15 protein-coding genes and 1 tRNA gene are annotated in these 17,394 nt (G+C 63.3%); 9 read left to right on the forward strand and 7 right to left on the reverse strand.

Annotated features, from left to right (window positions below):
- The first annotated feature begins 41 nt into the window (after nt 1–41).
- The 5 genes from DA1_RS16650 (at nt 42) to DA1_RS16670 (ending at nt 1,932) form a co-directional block, all read left to right on the forward strand.
- On the forward strand, nt 42–440 hold the full coding sequence (locus DA1_RS16650; protein WP_034369244.1) for a hypothetical protein: 399 nt from the start codon (nt 42–44) through the stop codon (nt 438–440).
- On the forward strand, nt 437–736 hold the full coding sequence (locus tag DA1_RS16655) for a hypothetical protein (protein WP_034392592.1): 300 nt from the start codon (nt 437–439) through the stop codon (nt 734–736). Before DA1_RS16650 ends, DA1_RS16655 begins: the two co-directional genes overlap by 4 nt.
- Nucleotides 733–1,209: a glycoside hydrolase family 108 protein gene (locus DA1_RS16660; protein WP_034392595.1), complete on the forward strand. Its 477-nt coding sequence runs from the start codon at nt 733–735 to the stop codon at nt 1,207–1,209. Before DA1_RS16655 ends, DA1_RS16660 begins: the two co-directional genes overlap by 4 nt.
- Before the next feature lie 100 nt (nt 1,210–1,309).
- Nucleotides 1,310–1,678, forward strand: coding sequence for a hypothetical protein (locus tag DA1_RS16665; RefSeq protein WP_051941080.1), 369 nt, complete (start codon nt 1,310–1,312; stop codon nt 1,676–1,678).
- Nucleotides 1,675–1,932 (forward strand): hypothetical protein, encoded by a 258-nt coding sequence (locus DA1_RS16670; protein ID WP_034392599.1) that lies wholly within the window; start codon nt 1,675–1,677, stop codon nt 1,930–1,932. The genes DA1_RS16665 and DA1_RS16670 overlap by 4 nt, the downstream gene beginning before the upstream one ends.
- Before the next feature lie 92 nt (nt 1,933–2,024).
- Here DA1_RS16670 and DA1_RS30475 read toward each other — a convergent pair whose 3' ends face one another.
- Complete coding sequence (locus DA1_RS30475) at nt 2,025–3,134, reverse strand: Ig-like domain-containing protein (RefSeq protein WP_155294218.1); 1,110 nt, start codon at nt 3,132–3,134, stop codon at nt 2,025–2,027.
- 551 nt (nt 3,135–3,685) lie between these two features.
- On the opposite strand from DA1_RS30475, the gene DA1_RS29780 reads away from it, so the two are divergent.
- Both DA1_RS29780 and DA1_RS16675 read left to right on the forward strand, forming a co-directional pair.
- Nucleotides 3,686–4,384, forward strand: a complete 699-nt coding sequence (locus tag DA1_RS29780) for an SOS response-associated peptidase family protein (RefSeq protein WP_080736844.1) — start codon at nt 3,686–3,688, stop codon at nt 4,382–4,384.
- Nucleotides 4,385–4,791: 407 nt separating this feature from the next.
- Nucleotides 4,792–5,082: a hypothetical protein gene (locus DA1_RS16675; protein ID WP_233094692.1), complete on the forward strand. Its 291-nt coding sequence runs from the start codon at nt 4,792–4,794 to the stop codon at nt 5,080–5,082.
- Nucleotides 5,083–5,342: 260 nt separating this feature from the next.
- On the opposite strand, the gene DA1_RS16680 is transcribed toward DA1_RS16675, so the two are convergent.
- From DA1_RS16680 to DA1_RS16705, 6 genes are all read right to left on the reverse strand, one after another.
- Nucleotides 5,343–5,418 (reverse strand) — tRNA-Thr (locus DA1_RS16680).
- Nucleotides 5,419–5,444: 26 nt separating this feature from the next.
- Nucleotides 5,445–6,452, reverse strand: a complete 1,008-nt coding sequence (locus DA1_RS16685; protein WP_013802818.1) for a class 1 fructose-bisphosphatase — start codon at nt 6,450–6,452, stop codon at nt 5,445–5,447.
- Nucleotides 6,453–6,650: 198 nt separating this feature from the next.
- On the reverse strand, nt 6,651–9,377 hold the full coding sequence (pepN, locus tag DA1_RS16690; RefSeq protein WP_034392601.1) for an aminopeptidase N: 2,727 nt from the start codon (nt 9,375–9,377) through the stop codon (nt 6,651–6,653).
- A gap of 77 nt (nt 9,378–9,454) precedes the next feature.
- Nucleotides 9,455–10,559, reverse strand: a protein-coding gene (gene prfB, locus DA1_RS16695) for a peptide chain release factor 2 (protein ID WP_013802816.1) whose coding sequence is annotated in 2 segments (ribosomal slippage) — nt 9,455–10,477 and nt 10,479–10,559 — 1,104 coding nt in all. Because the reading frame shifts where the segments join, the coding sequence is not laid out codon by codon here.
- A gap of 315 nt (nt 10,560–10,874) precedes the next feature.
- Nucleotides 10,875–12,734: a methyl-accepting chemotaxis protein gene (locus DA1_RS16700; protein WP_034392603.1), complete on the reverse strand. Its 1,860-nt coding sequence runs from the start codon at nt 12,732–12,734 to the stop codon at nt 10,875–10,877.
- A gap of 256 nt (nt 12,735–12,990) precedes the next feature.
- Nucleotides 12,991–15,579 (reverse strand): sensor domain-containing protein, encoded by a 2,589-nt coding sequence (locus DA1_RS16705; RefSeq protein WP_034392605.1) that lies wholly within the window; start codon nt 15,577–15,579, stop codon nt 12,991–12,993.
- Nucleotides 15,580–15,807: 228 nt separating this feature from the next.
- Here DA1_RS16705 and DA1_RS16710 point away from each other — a divergent pair, with 228 nt between their 5' ends.
- Together DA1_RS16710 and DA1_RS16715 are read left to right on the forward strand one after the other, a co-directional pair.
- The gene (locus tag DA1_RS16710) at nt 15,808–16,338 is read left to right on the forward strand and encodes a sigma-70 family RNA polymerase sigma factor (RefSeq protein ID WP_013802813.1); all 531 of its coding nucleotides are present in this window, start codon (nt 15,808–15,810) and stop codon (nt 16,336–16,338) included.
- A complete protein-coding gene (locus DA1_RS16715; RefSeq protein WP_034392608.1) occupies nt 16,335–17,345 on the forward strand; it encodes a FecR domain-containing protein in 1,011 nt (336 codons plus the stop codon). The genes DA1_RS16710 and DA1_RS16715 overlap by 4 nt, the downstream gene beginning before the upstream one ends.
- The last annotated feature ends 49 nt before the right edge of the window (nt 17,346–17,394 follow it).

Below are 17,394 nucleotides of genomic sequence, written 5' to 3' on the forward strand. Positions count from 1 at the left end.
AGCCGCCTTCGGGCGGTTTTTTCATGCCCGGAGGAGGGCCGATGAATCAACTTGAACCAACAGCTGCAGCTGTGGCAATCGCGTCCGTGCTCTTCGGGCCTGCGATGGCGGGCTACATCGGGCCGTATGCGGTGATCCTCATTGCATCGACCGTGGGAGCCGCGTGGGCACTGGGCCGGCGCGATCCCAGCTCGCGGCTCGGCGCCGTGGGCTACTTCGCCCGGCTCAACGCCACGGCCTTGCTCATCACTGCCGGCCTGGCCACGCTTGCCGGGCGCTGGATGGGTATGGATGAGACCAACTGGATGTTGGCGCCCATTGCGCTCGTCGTGGGTGGCGTGGGCGACGACTGGCCGCGTTTGGGCCGTTGGGTCTTCGAGCGCGCCGGGCGCGTGCTGGAGCGCAAAGCGGGCGGTGGCGGGGAAGGGGGCACTCCATGACATGGCAATCCCATCAACTGCTTGCGATGCTCAACCTCGCGATTTGCACAGGCATCGGCTGGGCATGCATCTGCCGGCTCAACTCCCATGTGGCTCGGGCGCACAAGCTGGCCCGCGCCAGGTATGCACTGCTCCTGGCCGGCGCGCTGGCCTCGGGCATGCAGCCGGCCCTGTGGGGCACATGGACCACTGTGGGCGACACCATCTTCAGCGCCTGCGTGCTCGCGGGCCTGCTCATCAACGTGGCGCGCTGGCACGGCGCTGGCCACCCCATGCGACGGAGTGACGACCAATGACCTACTTCGATGACTGCTTCGAGAAGCTGATCGGCCACGAGGGCGGCTACGTCAGCAATCCCAAGGATCCGGGCGGCGAGACCAAGTTCGGGATCAGCAAGCGCGCATATCCAGGCCTGGACATCAAGGCGCTGACGCTGGCCGAGGCCAAGGCCATCTACCGGCGCGACTACTGGGATCGGGCGCGATGCGATGAACTGCCCCATGGCGTGGCCTTCGATGTGTTCGACGGTGCGGTGAACTCTGGCATTGGTCAGGCCATTCGCTGGCTGCAGCGCGCGGCCGGCGTAGCGGATGACGGCATCGTGGGGCCGCTGACCCTCGCGGCTGTGCGTCGCGCCGACCCGGAGGCTATCCAGGCGCGCTACAGCGGCCACCGGCTGGAATTCATGGCGCGCCTTTCGACATGGGACACGTTTGGGCGAGGCTGGGCACGACGCGTCGCAAGCAATTTGCAGGGGGTTGGATCATGAAATCGACGCTGATGAAGTGGGCCACGACGGCCCTTTTTGTTGCCTGGGAGGCTGGCTTGCGCGCCCGTGGCTGGGCTCGCAGGAAAGGCTGGTGGCCGCGATGATGAGCCCCACACAGATCATCCTGGCTGCGCTGGCGGCCGGCAACTTGCTTCTGGGCTGGGCCTGGCTGTCCGCCCGCGATGACGTGGCCACGGCTACCGCTGAACTGGTGAGCATGACGGGGCAGCGCGACGGCGCGCTCAAGGGCGCGCAGGCCTGCAGCGATGCCACCGAGGCCCTGGGCGCGACCGCCGCGCAGCGTGCTGCCGAAGCGGGGCCTGCCCGCGCCGTTGCCGCTGGCCAGGCTGCCGCGCTCAATGCCCGCGCCGACTACACCCTGGCCACGGCTCCTGCCGCCCCCGGCGATAGCTGCGCGAGCCTGCAGACCCTGGGCAGCGACTGGCTCAAGGGGAGGGCCAAGCCATGATGCGCGCCATCCTGCTGCTGGGCGCGCTGGTCCTGGCCGGCTGCGGCTCCGTGCCAAGGGTCGAAGTCCAGACAGTCAAGGTGCCCGTGCCCGTGGAGTGCCGCGAACCGATCCCCGACCGGCCCAGCATGCCCACGGAAGCCCTGGCAGACGACGCCGACCCCTTCGAGTTGCTGCGCGCTGCGCTGGCCGAGATCGACCGCCGCGAGGGCTACGAGGTGCGGCTGCTGGCCGCGCTTATAGCCTGCATGTGACCCCTGATGACGCGTGTAGTTTCAAAGCAGAAGTCAGACCAGTAAATGAACTGACGACTTCAGAGAATCTGACTTGCAACGGCTCTCTTAATTTATTTGGCTTTGCGTCGGAGTAACAGCGACAAAAAGGCGATTATCGAAGATAAGGCGAATAGTCCAAGTTCACCAATAGTTGGTACTGCAGTGATTGTTGGTTTAGGAGGAGCTATGTTTGTAAGGGATACATTGCCAGTCGCTGTTCCGCCTCGGCCATCAGAAATTTCATACTGAAATGAGATAGGATCTGTGGCATTGCCAGAGGGGGAGAAGGTGATTTCTCCTACTGCCGAGACTCCGATGCTTCCGCCTGTTATCAAAATGTTTGATGGAGTACCGCGAGTAATTGGATTTCCATTAATACTGATGATCTGCAAAGTATCCGAATCTGCGTCAGTATCGTTCGCCAAAATATTTAGTATGGTGGGCGAGTTAGGTATAGAGTATTTGTCCGGATTGGCGATCGGCGGATTGTTCTGGATTTTTGGATTGGTGTAAGTCTGGAAATTATAGAAACCGACAACTTCACCCACTGAATCAAGGCCCATCCAACGAATCTCTTTTATGAAGAGACCAGCCGCAATATCAGAAGGAGACAAAGTCACTCCGAATTTCTGAGGTGGGGCATCAAACACGTTCGTGGAGTCAGAAACTATTGTGCTCGTGCCGTCACTCGCAAAAATTTGGAGATTCGATCTCTCAAATACGTCGTTCCAATCGACAAAATCGAAGCTGAAAGCAGCAATCGCTGAGTTGGCTAGCTTGAAGGAGATGCCGTTATCTGAATTCACGGCGGCATATATTCCGGGAACTGCTGGTGCTCCGGAGTTCCAAAATAGACATTCTTCGGAAAAATTCGATGCACCCGACCCTGAGTTTAAGGTTTGGCAATATTTCGAAGGAGACCAAGGAGTGCCTGTATTGGGTCCGTAAGCCTCTACGGTAAAACCATTCCATTTATCCGGATTTCCCGCACTTCCTATCGGCTTCAGGTTGACAGAGGAACTGAAATCTTCATGAGTGGCAATTGTTCCAGAACCAATCGCAGACAAAAATCCGGGTTGATCGTCGATGAAGGTTGAAAACGTGGCCGCATGGCTACCCGCGATCCAAGAAAACATCACAAAGACGGCCGTGTTCCGTAGTGAAGATATTTCAAAACGCATATCAATCTTTCATAGATGGAATTTATGGAGGGACGGAGCTTGCCGGAAAATTATCTTCTTCTCAATAAGGGTAATTGTTAAATTTTGTTAAGCAGATTTCGGAGTGGCCTATCCCTTTTTCACTACTAGTTATCGATAAGTGAGAGGCCATAAGCAGGCTCGAACAATTCAGGAACGGTCAGTGAAAAAGCGTCGTGGTACGTGATATTAAGGGTTAATACCTATATTCAAATTCCTTGTAATTGTTGTGGTAAATAGATGCAACATGGATTTTTGTGTTAAATGCAGGTGAATGTGAGGTGACAGCTCTTGCAGTGCCGAAGTCGGATCTGCAACGCAGGATGACTTTTTAAAAAAATGTTAATTCTTGGCATGAAGTGTTACTTGTCGATAGCCGTAGGGCATGATGAGAATGACCTATCGATAACGCAAAATTGAGCATTTTGCTTAAGCAAAACAGGATGGGTTTGGTTCGAAGCGGATGCTTGTTTAGTAAGCTTGCGAATTCCGCTCTGTGAAAATCCTGAATAGCGATTCAAGAGGCTCTCGGCATGGGTAATAGATATAGCTCTCCCGATATTTCTGATATTGACGAAATCTATCCGCTGCAAGGACCTGCTCCTAAAAAGGGGTGGGGTGTATATATAGTGCCATTGGCATGCGGTCCATATATTAAAGCATGTGAATGCTTAGAAGTTGGGCAATGGGGGTTGATTCCAACGACGTCGCTAAGCAGGCGTCCTTTAAATTTGGATGGTTCCCCTATGTCAACGGAAAAAGCGTTCAGAGAAACGTTGAGCAATGATTACGTCTTTGGCCCGTCTTGGCATGCAGGCCGAAGGTGTCTTATCCCAGTGAGCAGCTGGATCGAGAATTACTCTGGTTTATCTGGTCGCAGTATTAATTGGATGTTCCGGCGTTCCGATGGAAAGCCTGCAATGTTGGCAGGGCTGTATAGTGAATGGATCGATCCGGTGAGCGGAGAGAAGGTGCCGAACTACACGGTGATCACACAAGATGCCGGAGCGCATCCAGTTCTCTCTCTCATGCACAGGCCTGGCAGAGAAAAGAGGTGTGTGGTAGTCCTGGAGCGCCAAGACTGGGATGCTTGGCTGCATTGCGCTCCGTCCCAAGCAGATTCATTGATTAAGTTGCCCATGATGGGGACGTTGAAGAGCGGGGCAGAAAACCCAGACGAAGAAGCTCTGTTGCCTCTTGAGCAGTTGCGCGCATTAAAGGCAGGTGGTTAATTTGGTGCTTGCTATCCAATCGCGTGGCAATTTATCAAGTTTTTTTCTCGTGCAGAAATCAGCTATAAATTGGGCTTGGTAATCTTGTTAAAAACGGTGAGAGCATGGAATTAAATATTTATGAGATTCTGCTATTCATTGCATTGCAATTAATTTGCTTCTCGTTTTTTATGATAATATTTTGGACGTATTGTATTGTTGTGAAATCAAAAATAAGAGAATCTTTTAATATCTTGGCTTTTATTTTTGGAGTTTTGGTATCTTTCGTCGCTGCAGATTTTCTCACGCCGTAGCAGATTTTTATTGGAATTGCCGTACCGCATCTTGTCAAGATTTGCTGCGCATATTTTTTGTTAAAAGACTGAGTGGGAAGATAAAGATCACTCCGCGTCCGGTATCAGGAGCTTATGCAAGGCCGTCAAGCCATAATCTACACGCTGCACATAGATATGCAGGTTTCTGGTTGCTATACGGACCGGATCTTGCATGGGAATGTCGAGCTCTTCGAGTTCCAGGCGGCCACGCTCTCCGGTGCAATCCGAGATGGTTGTTCCGTTGGCAACTTGCTGCGACTAGAGGGATTCCACATCTGGTACGGCCATGTGTCCATCGGCACCACGTCGCTCTATGCCATGCGCCACGACGCCGAGACGCTGGCGCAGCGGCTAGTGAGCCTGCATTCGCAGTTCGGCGGGTAGGGGGAGCGCAGCCCGAACTGTCTTGGTCGGATCTGAAATCCGAGCAAGTTGAAGGCACTTGGTGTGCTGGTGAGGGTACGGAGAGGCCTGAGGAAGAAGCGCCGCTGCGGGCGAGCCAGCTGCAAGCGCCATCGGCTGAACAGGGGGCTTGAGCTGCCGAGGCTCAGGTATGCTTTGGCAGCTGCAAAACAAAAAGGGAAATTGAGTTTCCCCAATTTCCCCCCAGAATCCTTGCGGAACCCGCATGGATGCTATGTTTTTGGTGCCGGAGAAAGGAATCGAACCCTCGACCTTCTCATTACGAATGAGCTGCTCTACCAACTGAGCTACACCGGCGACAGACAAAAATTATAACGGCAAATTCATGCCTCGGAATGGTACTGCGTCACTTTTTCGACTTCGTTCTTGGAGCCGAGGATGACGCTCACACGTTCGTGCAGTTGGGTGGGCTGGATGTCGAGGATGCGTTGCTTGCCGTTGGTGGCGGCGCCGCCGGCCTGCTCTATGAGCCAGGACATGGGGTTGGCTTCGTACATCAGGCGCAGCTTGCCGGGCTTGTTGGGCTCGCGGCGGTCCCAGGGGTACATGAAGATGCCGCCGCGGGTCATGATGCGGTGCACGTCGGCCACCATGGAGGCGATCCAGCGCATGTTGAAGTCCTTGCCGCGCGGGCCTTCCACGCCGGCCAGGCATTCGTCCACGTAGCGCTTGACGGGGGTGTCCCAGTGGCGCATGTTGGACATGTTGATGGCGAATTCCTTGGTGTCTTCGGGGATGCGGATGTTTTCCTGCACCAGCACGAAGGAGCCTTGCTCGCGGTCCAGCGTGAACATGGATACGCCGTCGCCCACGGTCAGCACGAGGGTGGTCTGCGGGCCGTAGATGCAGTAGCCGGCCGCGACCTGCTGGGTGCCGGGCTGCATGAAGTCCTGCTCGGTCACGCCGGGGTGGCCTTCGGGCTTCTTGAGCACGCTGAAGATGGTGCCGATGGAGACGTTGACGTCGATGTTGGACGAGCCGTCCAGCGGATCGAACATCAGCAGGTATTCGCCGTGCGGGTAGCGGTTGGGCACCAGGTAGATGCCTTCCATTTCCTCGGAGGCCATGGCTGCCAGGTGGCCGCCCCATTCGTTGGCCTCGATCAGCACCTCGTTGGCGATGATGTCCAGCTTCTTCTGGACTTCGCCCTGCACGTTCTCGCTGCCGGCCGTGCCCAGCACGTCGCCGATGGCACCCTTGTTGACGGATTGGCTGATGCGCTTGCAGGCGCGTGCCACGACTTCCAGCAGCAGGCGCAGCTGGCCGGGGATGAGGCCGTCCACGCGTTGCTGCTCGACCAGGTAGCGGGTCAGGCTGACGTTTTTCTTCATGGGTTCAACTCCTAAAAATCCGGGAGCAGATGCGGTGTGGAGTATGCATCTGCTGATGAACAGCATTTCAGTGATTCCTGGCTCGCAGCATGAAACCGGCGTTGTTCAGGCCAGGGACACCGAGGAAGAGCCGCCTCGCACCGAGGGTGTCGTCCCCCTGCAAGGGGGAAGGCGCGAAGCGACTCAGGGGGTGGCTCGTCAATCCGCCAGGGCGCGGGTGACTACCTCACGCACGTCGTTGCTGAGCTCAGCGCGGGCCGCCACGCGGGCGACGGCCTCGCGTGCGGCCGTGCGGTAGGGCTCGGCCAGCTTGCTCCAGCGGTCCAGGGCGCGCGCCAGGCGGGCGGCGACCTGGGGGTTGATGGCGTCCAGCTCGATGACGCGCTCGCTCCAGAACACATAGCCCGCCGCGTCGGCGCGGTGGAAGGCGCCTGGGTTGGCGCTGCAGTAGCTGAAGATCAGGCTGCGCGCGCGGTTGGGGTTCTTGATCTGGAAGTCGGGGTGCTTCATCAGCTGCTTGACGGCCGGCAGCACGTTGCCGCCACGGTCGCAGGCGCCGCCCTGCAGCGCGAACCACTTGTCCAGGACCAGTGCATCGTGCTGGAACAGCTTGTGAAAGCGTGCCAGCGCCTGGGCGGCCAGCGGGTGGCCGCTTTGCACCAGTGCCGTCAGGGCGCTCATGCGGTCGGTCATGTTGCCAGCGTCCTTGAAGCGCTGCAGCGCCTTGCCGGGCCAGACGCTGTCGCCCGAGGCGCGTGCGGCCAGGCACAGCATGGACAGGGCCAGGCCTGCCAGCGCACGGCGGCCGGAGCTGACGGGGGCGGGGCGGTAGGCGCCGGTGTCGCTGTGCTCTTGCCATGCCTGCTGCCAGTCGGCCTGCAGCTCGGTGGCCAGTTGCTGGCGCATGGCTTCACGCACGGCGTGCACGCGCTGCGGATCGACCACGGCCAGTTGCTCGGCGATGTAGCTTTCGCCGGGCAGGGCCAGCATCAGCTCCTTGAAGGCCGCATCCAGCTGGGGATGGCGCAGCACGCCGCGCATGGCCTCGACGAAGGAGGCCGGCAGCAGGGCGGCCGTGATCTGGCCGCTGGCGTCTGCCGTGATGGAGGTGTCGCCAATGGCCTGCAGCGCGATGCGCAGGCCCAGGCGCTGGCCAGCTTCCCAGCGGTTGAAGGCATCGCTGTCATGGGCCAGCAGGGTCAGCAAGGCGGCATCGCTGTCGCTGTGCTGCAGCACCACGGGGGCGCTGAAGCCGCGCAGCAGCGAGGGCACGGGCTCCTGGTCCACGTCGGTGAAGACGAAGCTGTGGCTGGGCTCGGACAGCACGAGCAGGCGGCTGTCGCCCGCTGCCGCCTGATCCTCGCCCTGCAGGCGCAGGGTCAGCGCGCGGCCGTCCTGGCCCAGCAGGCCCATCTGCACGGGGATGACGAAGGGCAGCTTCTCGGCCTGGCCCGGCGTGGGCGCGCAGCTTTGGCTCAGCGTCAGCGTGTAGGTGCGTGCGGCAGCGTCATAGCTGCCTTCGGCGTGCAGCTGGGGCGTGCCGGCCTGGCTGTACCAGCGCTTGAACTGGTCCAGGCGCTGGGCCAGCTCGCTGCCAGGGTTGGCGTCGGCCATGGCCTGGGCGAAGTCGTCGCAGGTGACGGCGTGGCCGTCATGGCGCTCGAAATACAGCTTCATGCCCTTGGCAAAGCCTTCGCGGCCCACCAGGTTGTGCTGCATGCGCACGACCTCGGCACCCTTTTCGTAGATGGTGACGGTGTAGAAGTTGTTGATCTCGATGTAGCTGTCGGGCCGCACCGGGTGGGCCATGGGGCCCGCATCTTCGGGGAACTGGGCGGTGCGCAGCACGCGCACGTCCTCGATGCGCTTGACGGCGCGCGCCGAGGGGCTGCCCGCCATGTCCATGCTGAATTCCTGGTCGCGGAAGACGGTCAGGCCTTCCTTGAGCGACAGCTGGAACCAGTCGCGGCAGGTGACGCGGTTGCCGGTCCAGTTGTGGAAGTACTCGTGGCCGACGACGGACTCGATGTTGGCGTAGTCGATGTCGGTGGCCGTGGACTGGCTGGCCAGAACGTACTTGGTATTGAAGACGTTCAGGCCCTTGTTCTCCATGGCGCCCATGTTGAAGTCGCTGGTGGCGACGATCATGAAGCGGTCCAGGTCCAGGGACAGGCCGAAGCGGGCCTCGTCCCAGGCCACGCTGGCCATGAGGGAGTTCATGGCGTGCTCGGTCTTCTCCAGGTCGCCGGGGCGCACGAAGACCTGCAGCAGGTGGTCGCGGCCTGCGCGGCTCTTGATCTTTTGCTCGCGCGCAACCAGATTGCCGGCCACCAGGGCGAACAGGTAGCTGGGCTTTCTGTGCGGATCGGTCCACTTGGCGAAGTGGCGGCCGTCTTCCAGCGCGCCTTGCTCGACCAGGTTGCCGTTGGACAGCAGCACCGGGTACGCGGTCTTGTCGGCGCGCAGCGTCACGGTGTACATGGCCATCACATCGGGACGGTCCAGGAAATAGGTGATGCGGCGGAAACCCTCGGCCTCGCACTGGGTGAAGAACGTGCCCTGGCTCACATACAGGCCCATGAGCTTGGTGTTCTTGGCGGGCGCGCAGGTGGTGAAGATTTCCAGATCGACGGGGTCGCCGCCCTCGGGCAGGTTCTCCAGCACGAGCTGGTCGCCGTCCATCTTGAACGAGGTGCCGCCGCCGTTGACCAGCACGCGCGCAAGGTTCAGTTCATCGCCGTCCAGGCGCAGCGGCTGCGCCGGCACCTCGGTGTTGCGGCGCACGCGCATCTTGTTGAGCACGCGGGTCTTGGCCGGATCGAGATCGAAGGTCAGGTCCACGGTGTCGATCCACCAGGCAGGAGCCTGGTAGTCGGCGCGGTGGATGGCGGTGGCAGGGGCCTGCCCGTCACGCAGTTGCAGCATACAGATTCCTTCCTATGCCAATATCAGGGGACAGAGTTCAAGCCCCTGTGCGGCCGGTGCCGCCCAGGGGCTTGAAATCAGAGGCCTTGCTTGAGCGAGGCTTCGATGAAAGCGTCGAGGTCGCCGTCCAGTACCTTCTGGGTGGCCGAGATTTCGACGTTGGTGCGCAAATCCTTGATGCGGCTGTTGTCCAGCACGTACGAGCGGATCTGGTGGCCCCAGCCCACATCGGTCTTGGTGTCCTCCAGCTTTTGCTGCTCCACCATGCGCTTTTGCATCTCGTGCTCATAGAGCTTGGAGCGCAGGCGCTGCCAGGCCACGTCGCGGTTGCTGTGCTGGCTGCGGCCGTCCTGGCATTGCACGACGATGCCGGTGGGCATGTGCGTCAGGCGCACGGCCGAGTCGGTCTTGTTGATGTGCTGGCCGCCCGCGCCCGAAGCGCGGTAGGTGTCGGTGCGCACGTCCGAGGGGTTGATCTCGATCTGGATCGAGTCGTCGATCTCGGGGTAGACGAACAGCGAGGCAAAGCTGGTGTGGCGGCCGCCCGAGCTGTCGAAGGGCGACTTGCGCACCAGGCGGTGCACGCCGGTTTCGGTGCGCAGCAGGCCGTAGGCGTACTCGCCTTCGATGTGGATGGTCGCGCTCTTGATGCCGGCGATGTCGCCCGGCGTCTCTTCCTCGACCGTGGCCTTGAAGCCCTTGCGCTCGGCGTACTTCAGGTACTGGCGCAGCAGCATGCCGGCCCAGTCGCAGGCTTCGGTGCCGCCGGCGCCGGCCTGGATGTCCACGAAGCAGTTCAGCGGATCGGCTTCCTTGCCGAACATGCGGCGGAACTCCAGCTCCTCGATCAGCGGCTGCAGCTTGGCGGTCTCGCCCTCGATGGTGAGCAGGCCGGTCTCATCGCCTTCTTCCTTGCTCATCTCGAACAGCTCGGCGTTGTCGGCCAGCTCGGTGGTGAGCTTTTGCAGCGTCAGCACGACGCCGTCGAGCAGCTTCTTTTCCTTGCCCAGTTCCTGGGCCTTCTTGGGGTCGTTCCAGACGCTGGGATCTTCCAGCGAGGCATTTACCGTGCGCAGTCGTTCGTACTTTGCATCGTAGTCAAAGATACCTCCGTAGATCTGCCGCACGCTGCGACAGATCTTCGAGGGTGTTGCCGATGAGGTTGATGCGTTCTGCTTCCATGATGTGTTCCGTTCTTCTGATGAATGTGTTCTTGGCCGAATCGCCGATTTTCTCATGCTGGGGCATCGTGCCGGGGCAAGCGCCCGCCGCGCGGGTCCGGAGGCGCGCTGCCGTGTGACGATGGCTTTCAAAACAAGGGCTTGCAGCGGCCGATCATGGCAGATTTGAAGGGCTTGGCCATGGCAATGCACAGGTTGCAGCGTGGACCCTGGCGTGATCTGGCTGCAGACCTCCCGGAAAAAAGGCCCGGCCAGCAGGAGCTGGTCGGGCCTTGGCAGGCATGTCCGCCCCCGGCGGGGCGGGCGAAAACCTGGTTCAGAAGGTTTCCCAATCGTCGTCGGAAGCCGTGCTGGCCGCTTTGGCCTTGGCTTTGGCCGATGCCGTCACGGCAGGCCGGGCCGGCTGTGCTGGCTGGGCCGGGCGCGCGGCGCCTGCCGGAGCAGGGGGTGCACCGGCCGCACCGGTCGCACCGGTTGCAGAAGGCAGGGCGGCCGAAGCACGTGCGGGCACCGCGCGTTTGGGAGCGGAAGGTGCCAGATGCGGACGGGGCGCCGTCGGCGCGTGGCGGGGCGCTGCCACGGCGGCAGCGTGGTTGACGCCACGGCTGTTGCCCAGCATGCCGGTGGACGGCGAGAGCTTGAACACGCTGACCACTTCGGCCAGCGCCTTGGCCTGGGCCTGCAGTGCGCCGGTGGCCGCCGCCGATTCCTCCACCAGTGCGGCGTTCTGCTGGGTCATCTGGTCCATCTGCGTGACGGCCTGGTTGACCTGCTCGATACCGGCCGTCTGCTCATGGCTGGCGGCCGAGATCTCGCCCATGATGTCGGTCACGCGGCGCACGCTGGCCACGATCTCTTCCATGGTCTTGCCGGCCGAGTCGACCTGGGCGCTGCCTTCCTCGACCTTGCCCACCGAGTCGTCGATGAGCTGCTTGATCTCCTTGGCGGCGGCGGCCGAGCGCTGGGCCAGGGTGCGCACTTCCGAGGCGACGACGGCAAAGCCGCGTCCCTGGTCACCGGCGCGGGCCGCTTCCACGGCCGCATTCAGCGCCAGGATGTTGGTCTGGAAGGCGATGGAGTCGATGACGCCGATGATGTCCACGATCTTGCGCGAGGCATCGTTGATGGCGGACATGGTCTGCACCACCTGGGCCACGGCCGAGCCGCCGCGCACGGCGACCTGGGAGGCGGCGGCGGCCAGCTGGTTGGCCTGCTGGGCGTTGGCGCCGTTTTGCTTGACGGTGGAGGTCAGCTCCTCCATGGAGGCGGCGGTCTGCTCCAGCGAGCTGGCCTGTTCCTCGGTGCGGGCCGACAGGTCCTGGTTGCCCGATGCGATCTGGCCGCTGGCCGTGGCGATGGAGTCCGTGCCCTGGCGCACCTGGCCGACGATGCGCTGCAGGCTCTCGTTCATGTGCTGCAGGGCCTGCAGCAGCTGGCCGGTCTCGTCCTTGCCATGCACCTCGATGCGGCTGCCCAGGTCGCCGGCGGCCACGGCCTGTGCCAGGCTCACGGCCTGCTGCAGGGGGCGTGCCACGCTGCGGGCGATCAGCAGCGCCATGCCCAGGCCGAAGAGGACGGCCCCCGCCAGCAGGGCGATCACCCACCAGCGCGCGGCGGTGAAGATGTCGTCGCCTGCCTGGTTGGCATCCTCGATGCCCTGGGCGTTGATCTTGAGCAGTTCGTCCAGCTTGGCGTTGATGGCACGGCTGGTCTTGACCGAATCGCCGCGCAGCACCTCGGACGCCTCGTCGGTGCGCAGGGCGTGGGACAGGTCCACGATCTTTGCCGTGTGCTGCGCGTACTGGCCCAGGTCGTCCTTGATGCCGGCCATCAGCTCGCGCTCACGCGCGGTGTTGGCATAGCGCTCGAAGGCCTGCTGGTTCTTGAGCAGCTCGGACCACAGCGCCGGCATGCTCTTGTCGTAGATGGCCATTTCATCCATCGAGGTGGCCAGCACATGCTGCATGGTCTGCGAGCGGTAGCGCTGCAGCTGGTAGCGCATCTCCATGATCACGCGCTCGGCGGGCATCCAGTGGTGCGCCAGATCGGTGGCCGTGCGGTTGACACGGTCCAGCTGGACCACGGAGAACAGGCCCAGGCCGGCGGTCAGCAGCAGCAGGGCGATGAAAGAGGCCAGCAGCTTGTGGGCCAGCTTCAGATTGCGGAAAAACATCATGGTGGGGAGTGCCGTACGGCGAGAAGCGAAAGCGGGTGAGCGGCGGTGGCTGCGAATCGAGGGGATGCGGTGGCGATCGGTGGCGATCAGCGGGGCCGACACTCGGCCCCGCCATGCCGCAGTTATCGGTCACTTGCCGGCGAGGCTTAGGGAAAAATAGGTCCAGTCCGAATATTTATTGCGGATTGTTACTTTTGCCGGCCAAGGTCTCCGCGCACATGGCCTGGTCCGTTCACATGCCAGTTCACACGTCCGCTCACACGTCCGTCGCCACGCCGGCTTGCAGGCTCGATGCCTGCAGCCACCGCTCCAGATCCGCTGCCGGCAGCGGGCGCGAGAACAGATAGCCCTGCGCGACCGGATAGCCCTGTTCGCGCAGGATGGTGTTCTGCGCAGCCGTCTCCACTCCCTCGGCCACCACGGTCAGGTGCAGGCTGCGGCCTATGCCCAGGATGGCGTTGCTCAGGGCCTGGGCGGCTTCGTCGTTTTCCAGGTCGGCCACGAAGCTGCGGTCCAGCTTGAGCTCGCTGACGGGCAGGCGGCGCAGGTAGCTGAGGCTGGAGTAGCCCGTGCCGAAGTCGTCCATGGACACGCGCACGCCCTGGGAATGCACGGCCTGCAGCGTGCGCATGGTGCCCGGGTTGGTGTCCAGCAGCAGGCTTTCGGTGATCTCCAGCGTGAGGTCCTGCGGCTTGAGCGCGTTGTGCTCCAGCGTGTCGGCAATCATGCGCGGCAGGTCCAGGTTGTGAAAGCTGGTGGGCGAGAGGTTGACCGACATGGCCGGCACGTCAATGCCCCGGCTGCGCCACTCGCCCAGCTGGCGGCAGGCCTCGCGCAGTGCCCAGGTGCCCAGCTCGCCGATCAGGCCGCATTCCTCGGCCAGCGGAATGAAGCGTGCGGGCGAGATCTCGCCGAATTCCGCATGGCTCCAGCGCGCCAGGGCCTCCACGCCGTAGAGGCGCCCGTCCTTCAGGTCGAGCTGGGGCTGGTAGTGCAGTCGCAGGCCGCCGCTGCGCAGGGCGTCGCGCAGCGCCGTCTCCAGCACCAGCCGCTCCTGCGCCAGGCGGTTCATCTCGGGGCTGAAGAAGCTGTAGAGCCCGCGCCCGCCCGATTTGGCCTGGTACATGGCCATGTCGGCGCGGTGCAGCAGGGTCTCCATGTCGCGCCCGTCGGCGGGAAACACGGCAATGCCGCAACTGGCCGTGCTGGCCAGGGACACGTCGTCGATCATGCAGGGCTCGCCAAGTGCCGACTGCAGCCGCTCGATCACCTCGGCCGCCTGCGCACCGCCGCAGTGTGGCAGCACGATGACGAATTCATCGCCCGACAGGCGCCCGGCAATGTCGCCCGTGCGCAGCTCCGCCTGGATGCGCTGGGCCACGCTGCACAGCAGCCTGTCGCCGGCCGGGTGGCCCAGCGAGTCGTTGACCTGCTTGAAACGGTCCAGGTCGATGAAGACCACGGCCAGCTCGTGGCCCTCGTGCGAAGCCACGGACAGCGCCTGCTCGGCCTGGGCCAGCAGCAGGCTGCGGTTGGGCAGGGTGGTCAGCCCGTCGTAGAAGGCCAGCTGCCGGATGCGGCGGCGTGCCTGCTCGCGCTCCAGCGCCAGCGCGCACAGGTCGGTGCAGGCCTCCACCAGCCGCTGGTGGAAGGGATCGGGGCCGGGCCGGTCGAAATGGCGGTAGTAGAAGGCAAAGGTGCCGGCCACGCCGCCCTGCAGCCCGCAGATGGGCGTGGACCAGCAGGCCGTATACCCCAGCGGCAGGATGAGCTGCTTGAATTCAGCCCACAGCGGGTCGGTGGCGATGTCACGCACCAGCACGGGCCGGTTGTGGAAGGCGGCCGTGCCGCAGGAGCCGATATTGGGGCCGATGGGCACGCCGTCCAGCGCCGCCGAATAGGAGGCCGGCAGGCTGGGCGCGGCCAGCGGGCGCAGGCGGTTCTGGTCATCGACTTCCAGCACCGAGACCGCAATGTCGGGCGCAATGCGCTCGACCTCGCGGCACACCAGGTCCAGCACCTCGGTCAGCGGCTGGTCGCGGGCCATGGCCTCCAGGGCGCGCCGCTGCAGCACCTCGTGCATCTTGGCCTCGGTGATGTCGGTGATCACGGTCACCGTGGTGTGGAGGCGGCCATCGGGGCCCATGACGGGATTGGCCTGGGCGCTGACCCAATACCGCTCGCCGTCCTTGCCGACGAGGATCTCCTCGCGGTACACCGGCTTGCCTGCGTCCAGTTCGGCGCGGTAGGCGGCCGTGAATTCGGGCGAGGCATGGGGCACCAGCAGGGCGATGGGCGCACGGCCCACGACCTCTTCGCTGCTCCAGCCGAACATGCGGGTGAAGCCTGCGTTGACATAGGAGATGGTCCAGTTGCCGTCGGCGATCACCACGGCCGCGTCGGTGGCATCGGCCACCAGGGACAGGCGCCGCAAATGCTCCTGCCGTCTGCGGTCGGCCTGCACCCGGGCCGTGATGTCGGTGGCAATGCACAGCACATGGCTGAGCGCGCCCTGGGTATCCAGCACGGGGGCATAGGTGGCCTCCAGCCAGCAGGTGCTGCCGTCGCGGCGCCGGTGTTCGCCCACGCGCGAAATCGTCTCGCCCCCGCCCCAGCGCTGGCGCCACCGGCCGTAGGCGTCGGGATCGGCATGTGCCTGGGTGCACAGGTCACTGTGCAGCAGGCCCTCGGCGCCCGAGGTGGAGTAGCCAAGAATGGCTTCGTAATTGGCGTTGGCGCGCATCAGCCGGCCTTCGGGCGTGAACTCCGCCAGCGCCATGGCCTTGTCCAGCGTGCTCCACAGCGCCTGCTGCCCTGCCGTGCCTGCTACCCGCGTTTCGAACATGGTTCGCTCTCCTGATGGATGCTGAGCTGATGATTGATTGTTTCTAAATGATACCGATCCGGCGCAGCAGCTGGATGTCAGCCACACCTGATCGCACTTGCTTCCACTGTTCGCCCTTGGATGGTCCGCCTGATGGCACTCTTAGGCAAGTGCTTCCGCTGGTTACAATGATTTGAGAATGATTCTTGTTTGATGGTGCATCCCGCCTTCAAGCCATCGGGTCCTACCATGCCATCCGCCCCAGCCTCCAGCGCCGCCTCCAGCCCCTTGCACCGCGAAATCTCCGCCCTCTATGCCGGCCACCATGGCTGGCTGCAGGGCTGGCTGCGCCGCCGGCTTGGCAATGCCTGCGACGCGGCCGACCTGGCGCAGGACACCTTCATCCGCCTGCTCACCGCGCCTGCAGGCGACTTGCCCGCCCTGCGCGAGCCACGCGCCTACCTGGCCACGGTGGCGCGGCGCCTGCTGATCAACCACCTGCGCCGCCAGTCGCTGGAGCAGGCCTGGCTGCAGGCCCTGGCCGCGCTGCCAGCACCGCAGGCGCCGTCGCCCGAGCAGCAATTGCTCATCCTGCAGGCGCTGCAGGAGGTCGATGCCATGCTCGACGGCCTGCCGCCCAAGGTGCGCGCGGTCTTCATCCTTTCCCAGGTCGAGGGGCTGACCTATGCGGCCATTGCCGAGCAACTGGGCATGGGCCTGCGGTCGGTCAAGCGCTACATGGCCCAGGCCATGGCCGAGTGCATCCTGCTGTCGGCATGAACGCCGGGGACTCCCAGGCCGCAGCGCCGCTGTCGCGCGAAATCGCCTTGCAGGCCGCCGAATGGTTTGTGCTGCTGCACTCGGGCGAGGCCAGCGAGGCCGACCACCGCGCCTTCGAGGCCTGGCGCACCCGTGCCGCTGTCCATGAGCAGGCCTGGCTGCGCGCCCTGGCCGTGAGCCAGCGTGCGGGCAGCCTGCCGCCCGCACTGGGGGCACCGGCCCTGGGCCGCAAGCAGCGCCGCCTGGGCGCCATGGGCCGCCGCGACACAGTGCGCGCGCTGGCCCTGCTGATCACGGCGGCCCCCGTGGGCTGGCTGGCCTGGCGCGCCGCGCCCTGGATGCAGTGGACCTCCACCCATGCGACGGCCACGGGCGAGCGCCGCGAATGGACGCTGGCCGATGGCAGCCGCATCGTGCTCGATACGGCCAGTGCCATGGATGTGCGGTTTGACGATCAGCTGCGCCGCGTCCATCTGAACGAGGGCGCCGTCTTCATCGAAACCGCGCCCGACCCGCAGACCCCACCCCGGCCCTTCGTGGTCACCACCGGGCAGGGCAGGGTGCGCGCTCTGGGCACGCGCTTCGTGGTGCGCAGTGCCGGGGAGCGCAGCGAGGTGGCCGTGCTGCAGGGTGCCGTGCAGATCACCACCCGTGGCGGCGCCGCGCAGCAGCTGCAGGCAGGCCAGCAACTGTGGTTTGACGCCATGGGCATAGGCCGTGCCGAGCCTGCGGACGCCAGCGCCGCCCAATGGGCGCGCGGCCTGCTGGCCGCAGACAACATGCGGTTGGCCGACTTTGTGGCCGAGCTGTCGCGCTACCGCTCCGGCTGGCTGCACTGCGATCCGTCTGTGGCGGATTTGCGTGTCACCGGCGCCTTTCAGCTGGGCGATGCCGATACCGGCACGGACGCCGTGCTCGCCAACCTCGTGCACCTGCTGCCCGTGCAGGTCCACTACCGCACGCGCTACTGGGTGACGGTGGCGGCGCGCGGTACACCACCGGCTTGAAATTTCTTTCGGAATCTGGCCCCTTTCTGCGGCAGGCCGTGTCCTGTTC

The organism is Delftia acidovorans NBRC 14950 (genome assembly GCF_001598795.1).
GTDB classification, from domain to species: Bacteria; Pseudomonadota; Gammaproteobacteria; order Burkholderiales; family Burkholderiaceae_C; genus Comamonas; species Comamonas acidovorans.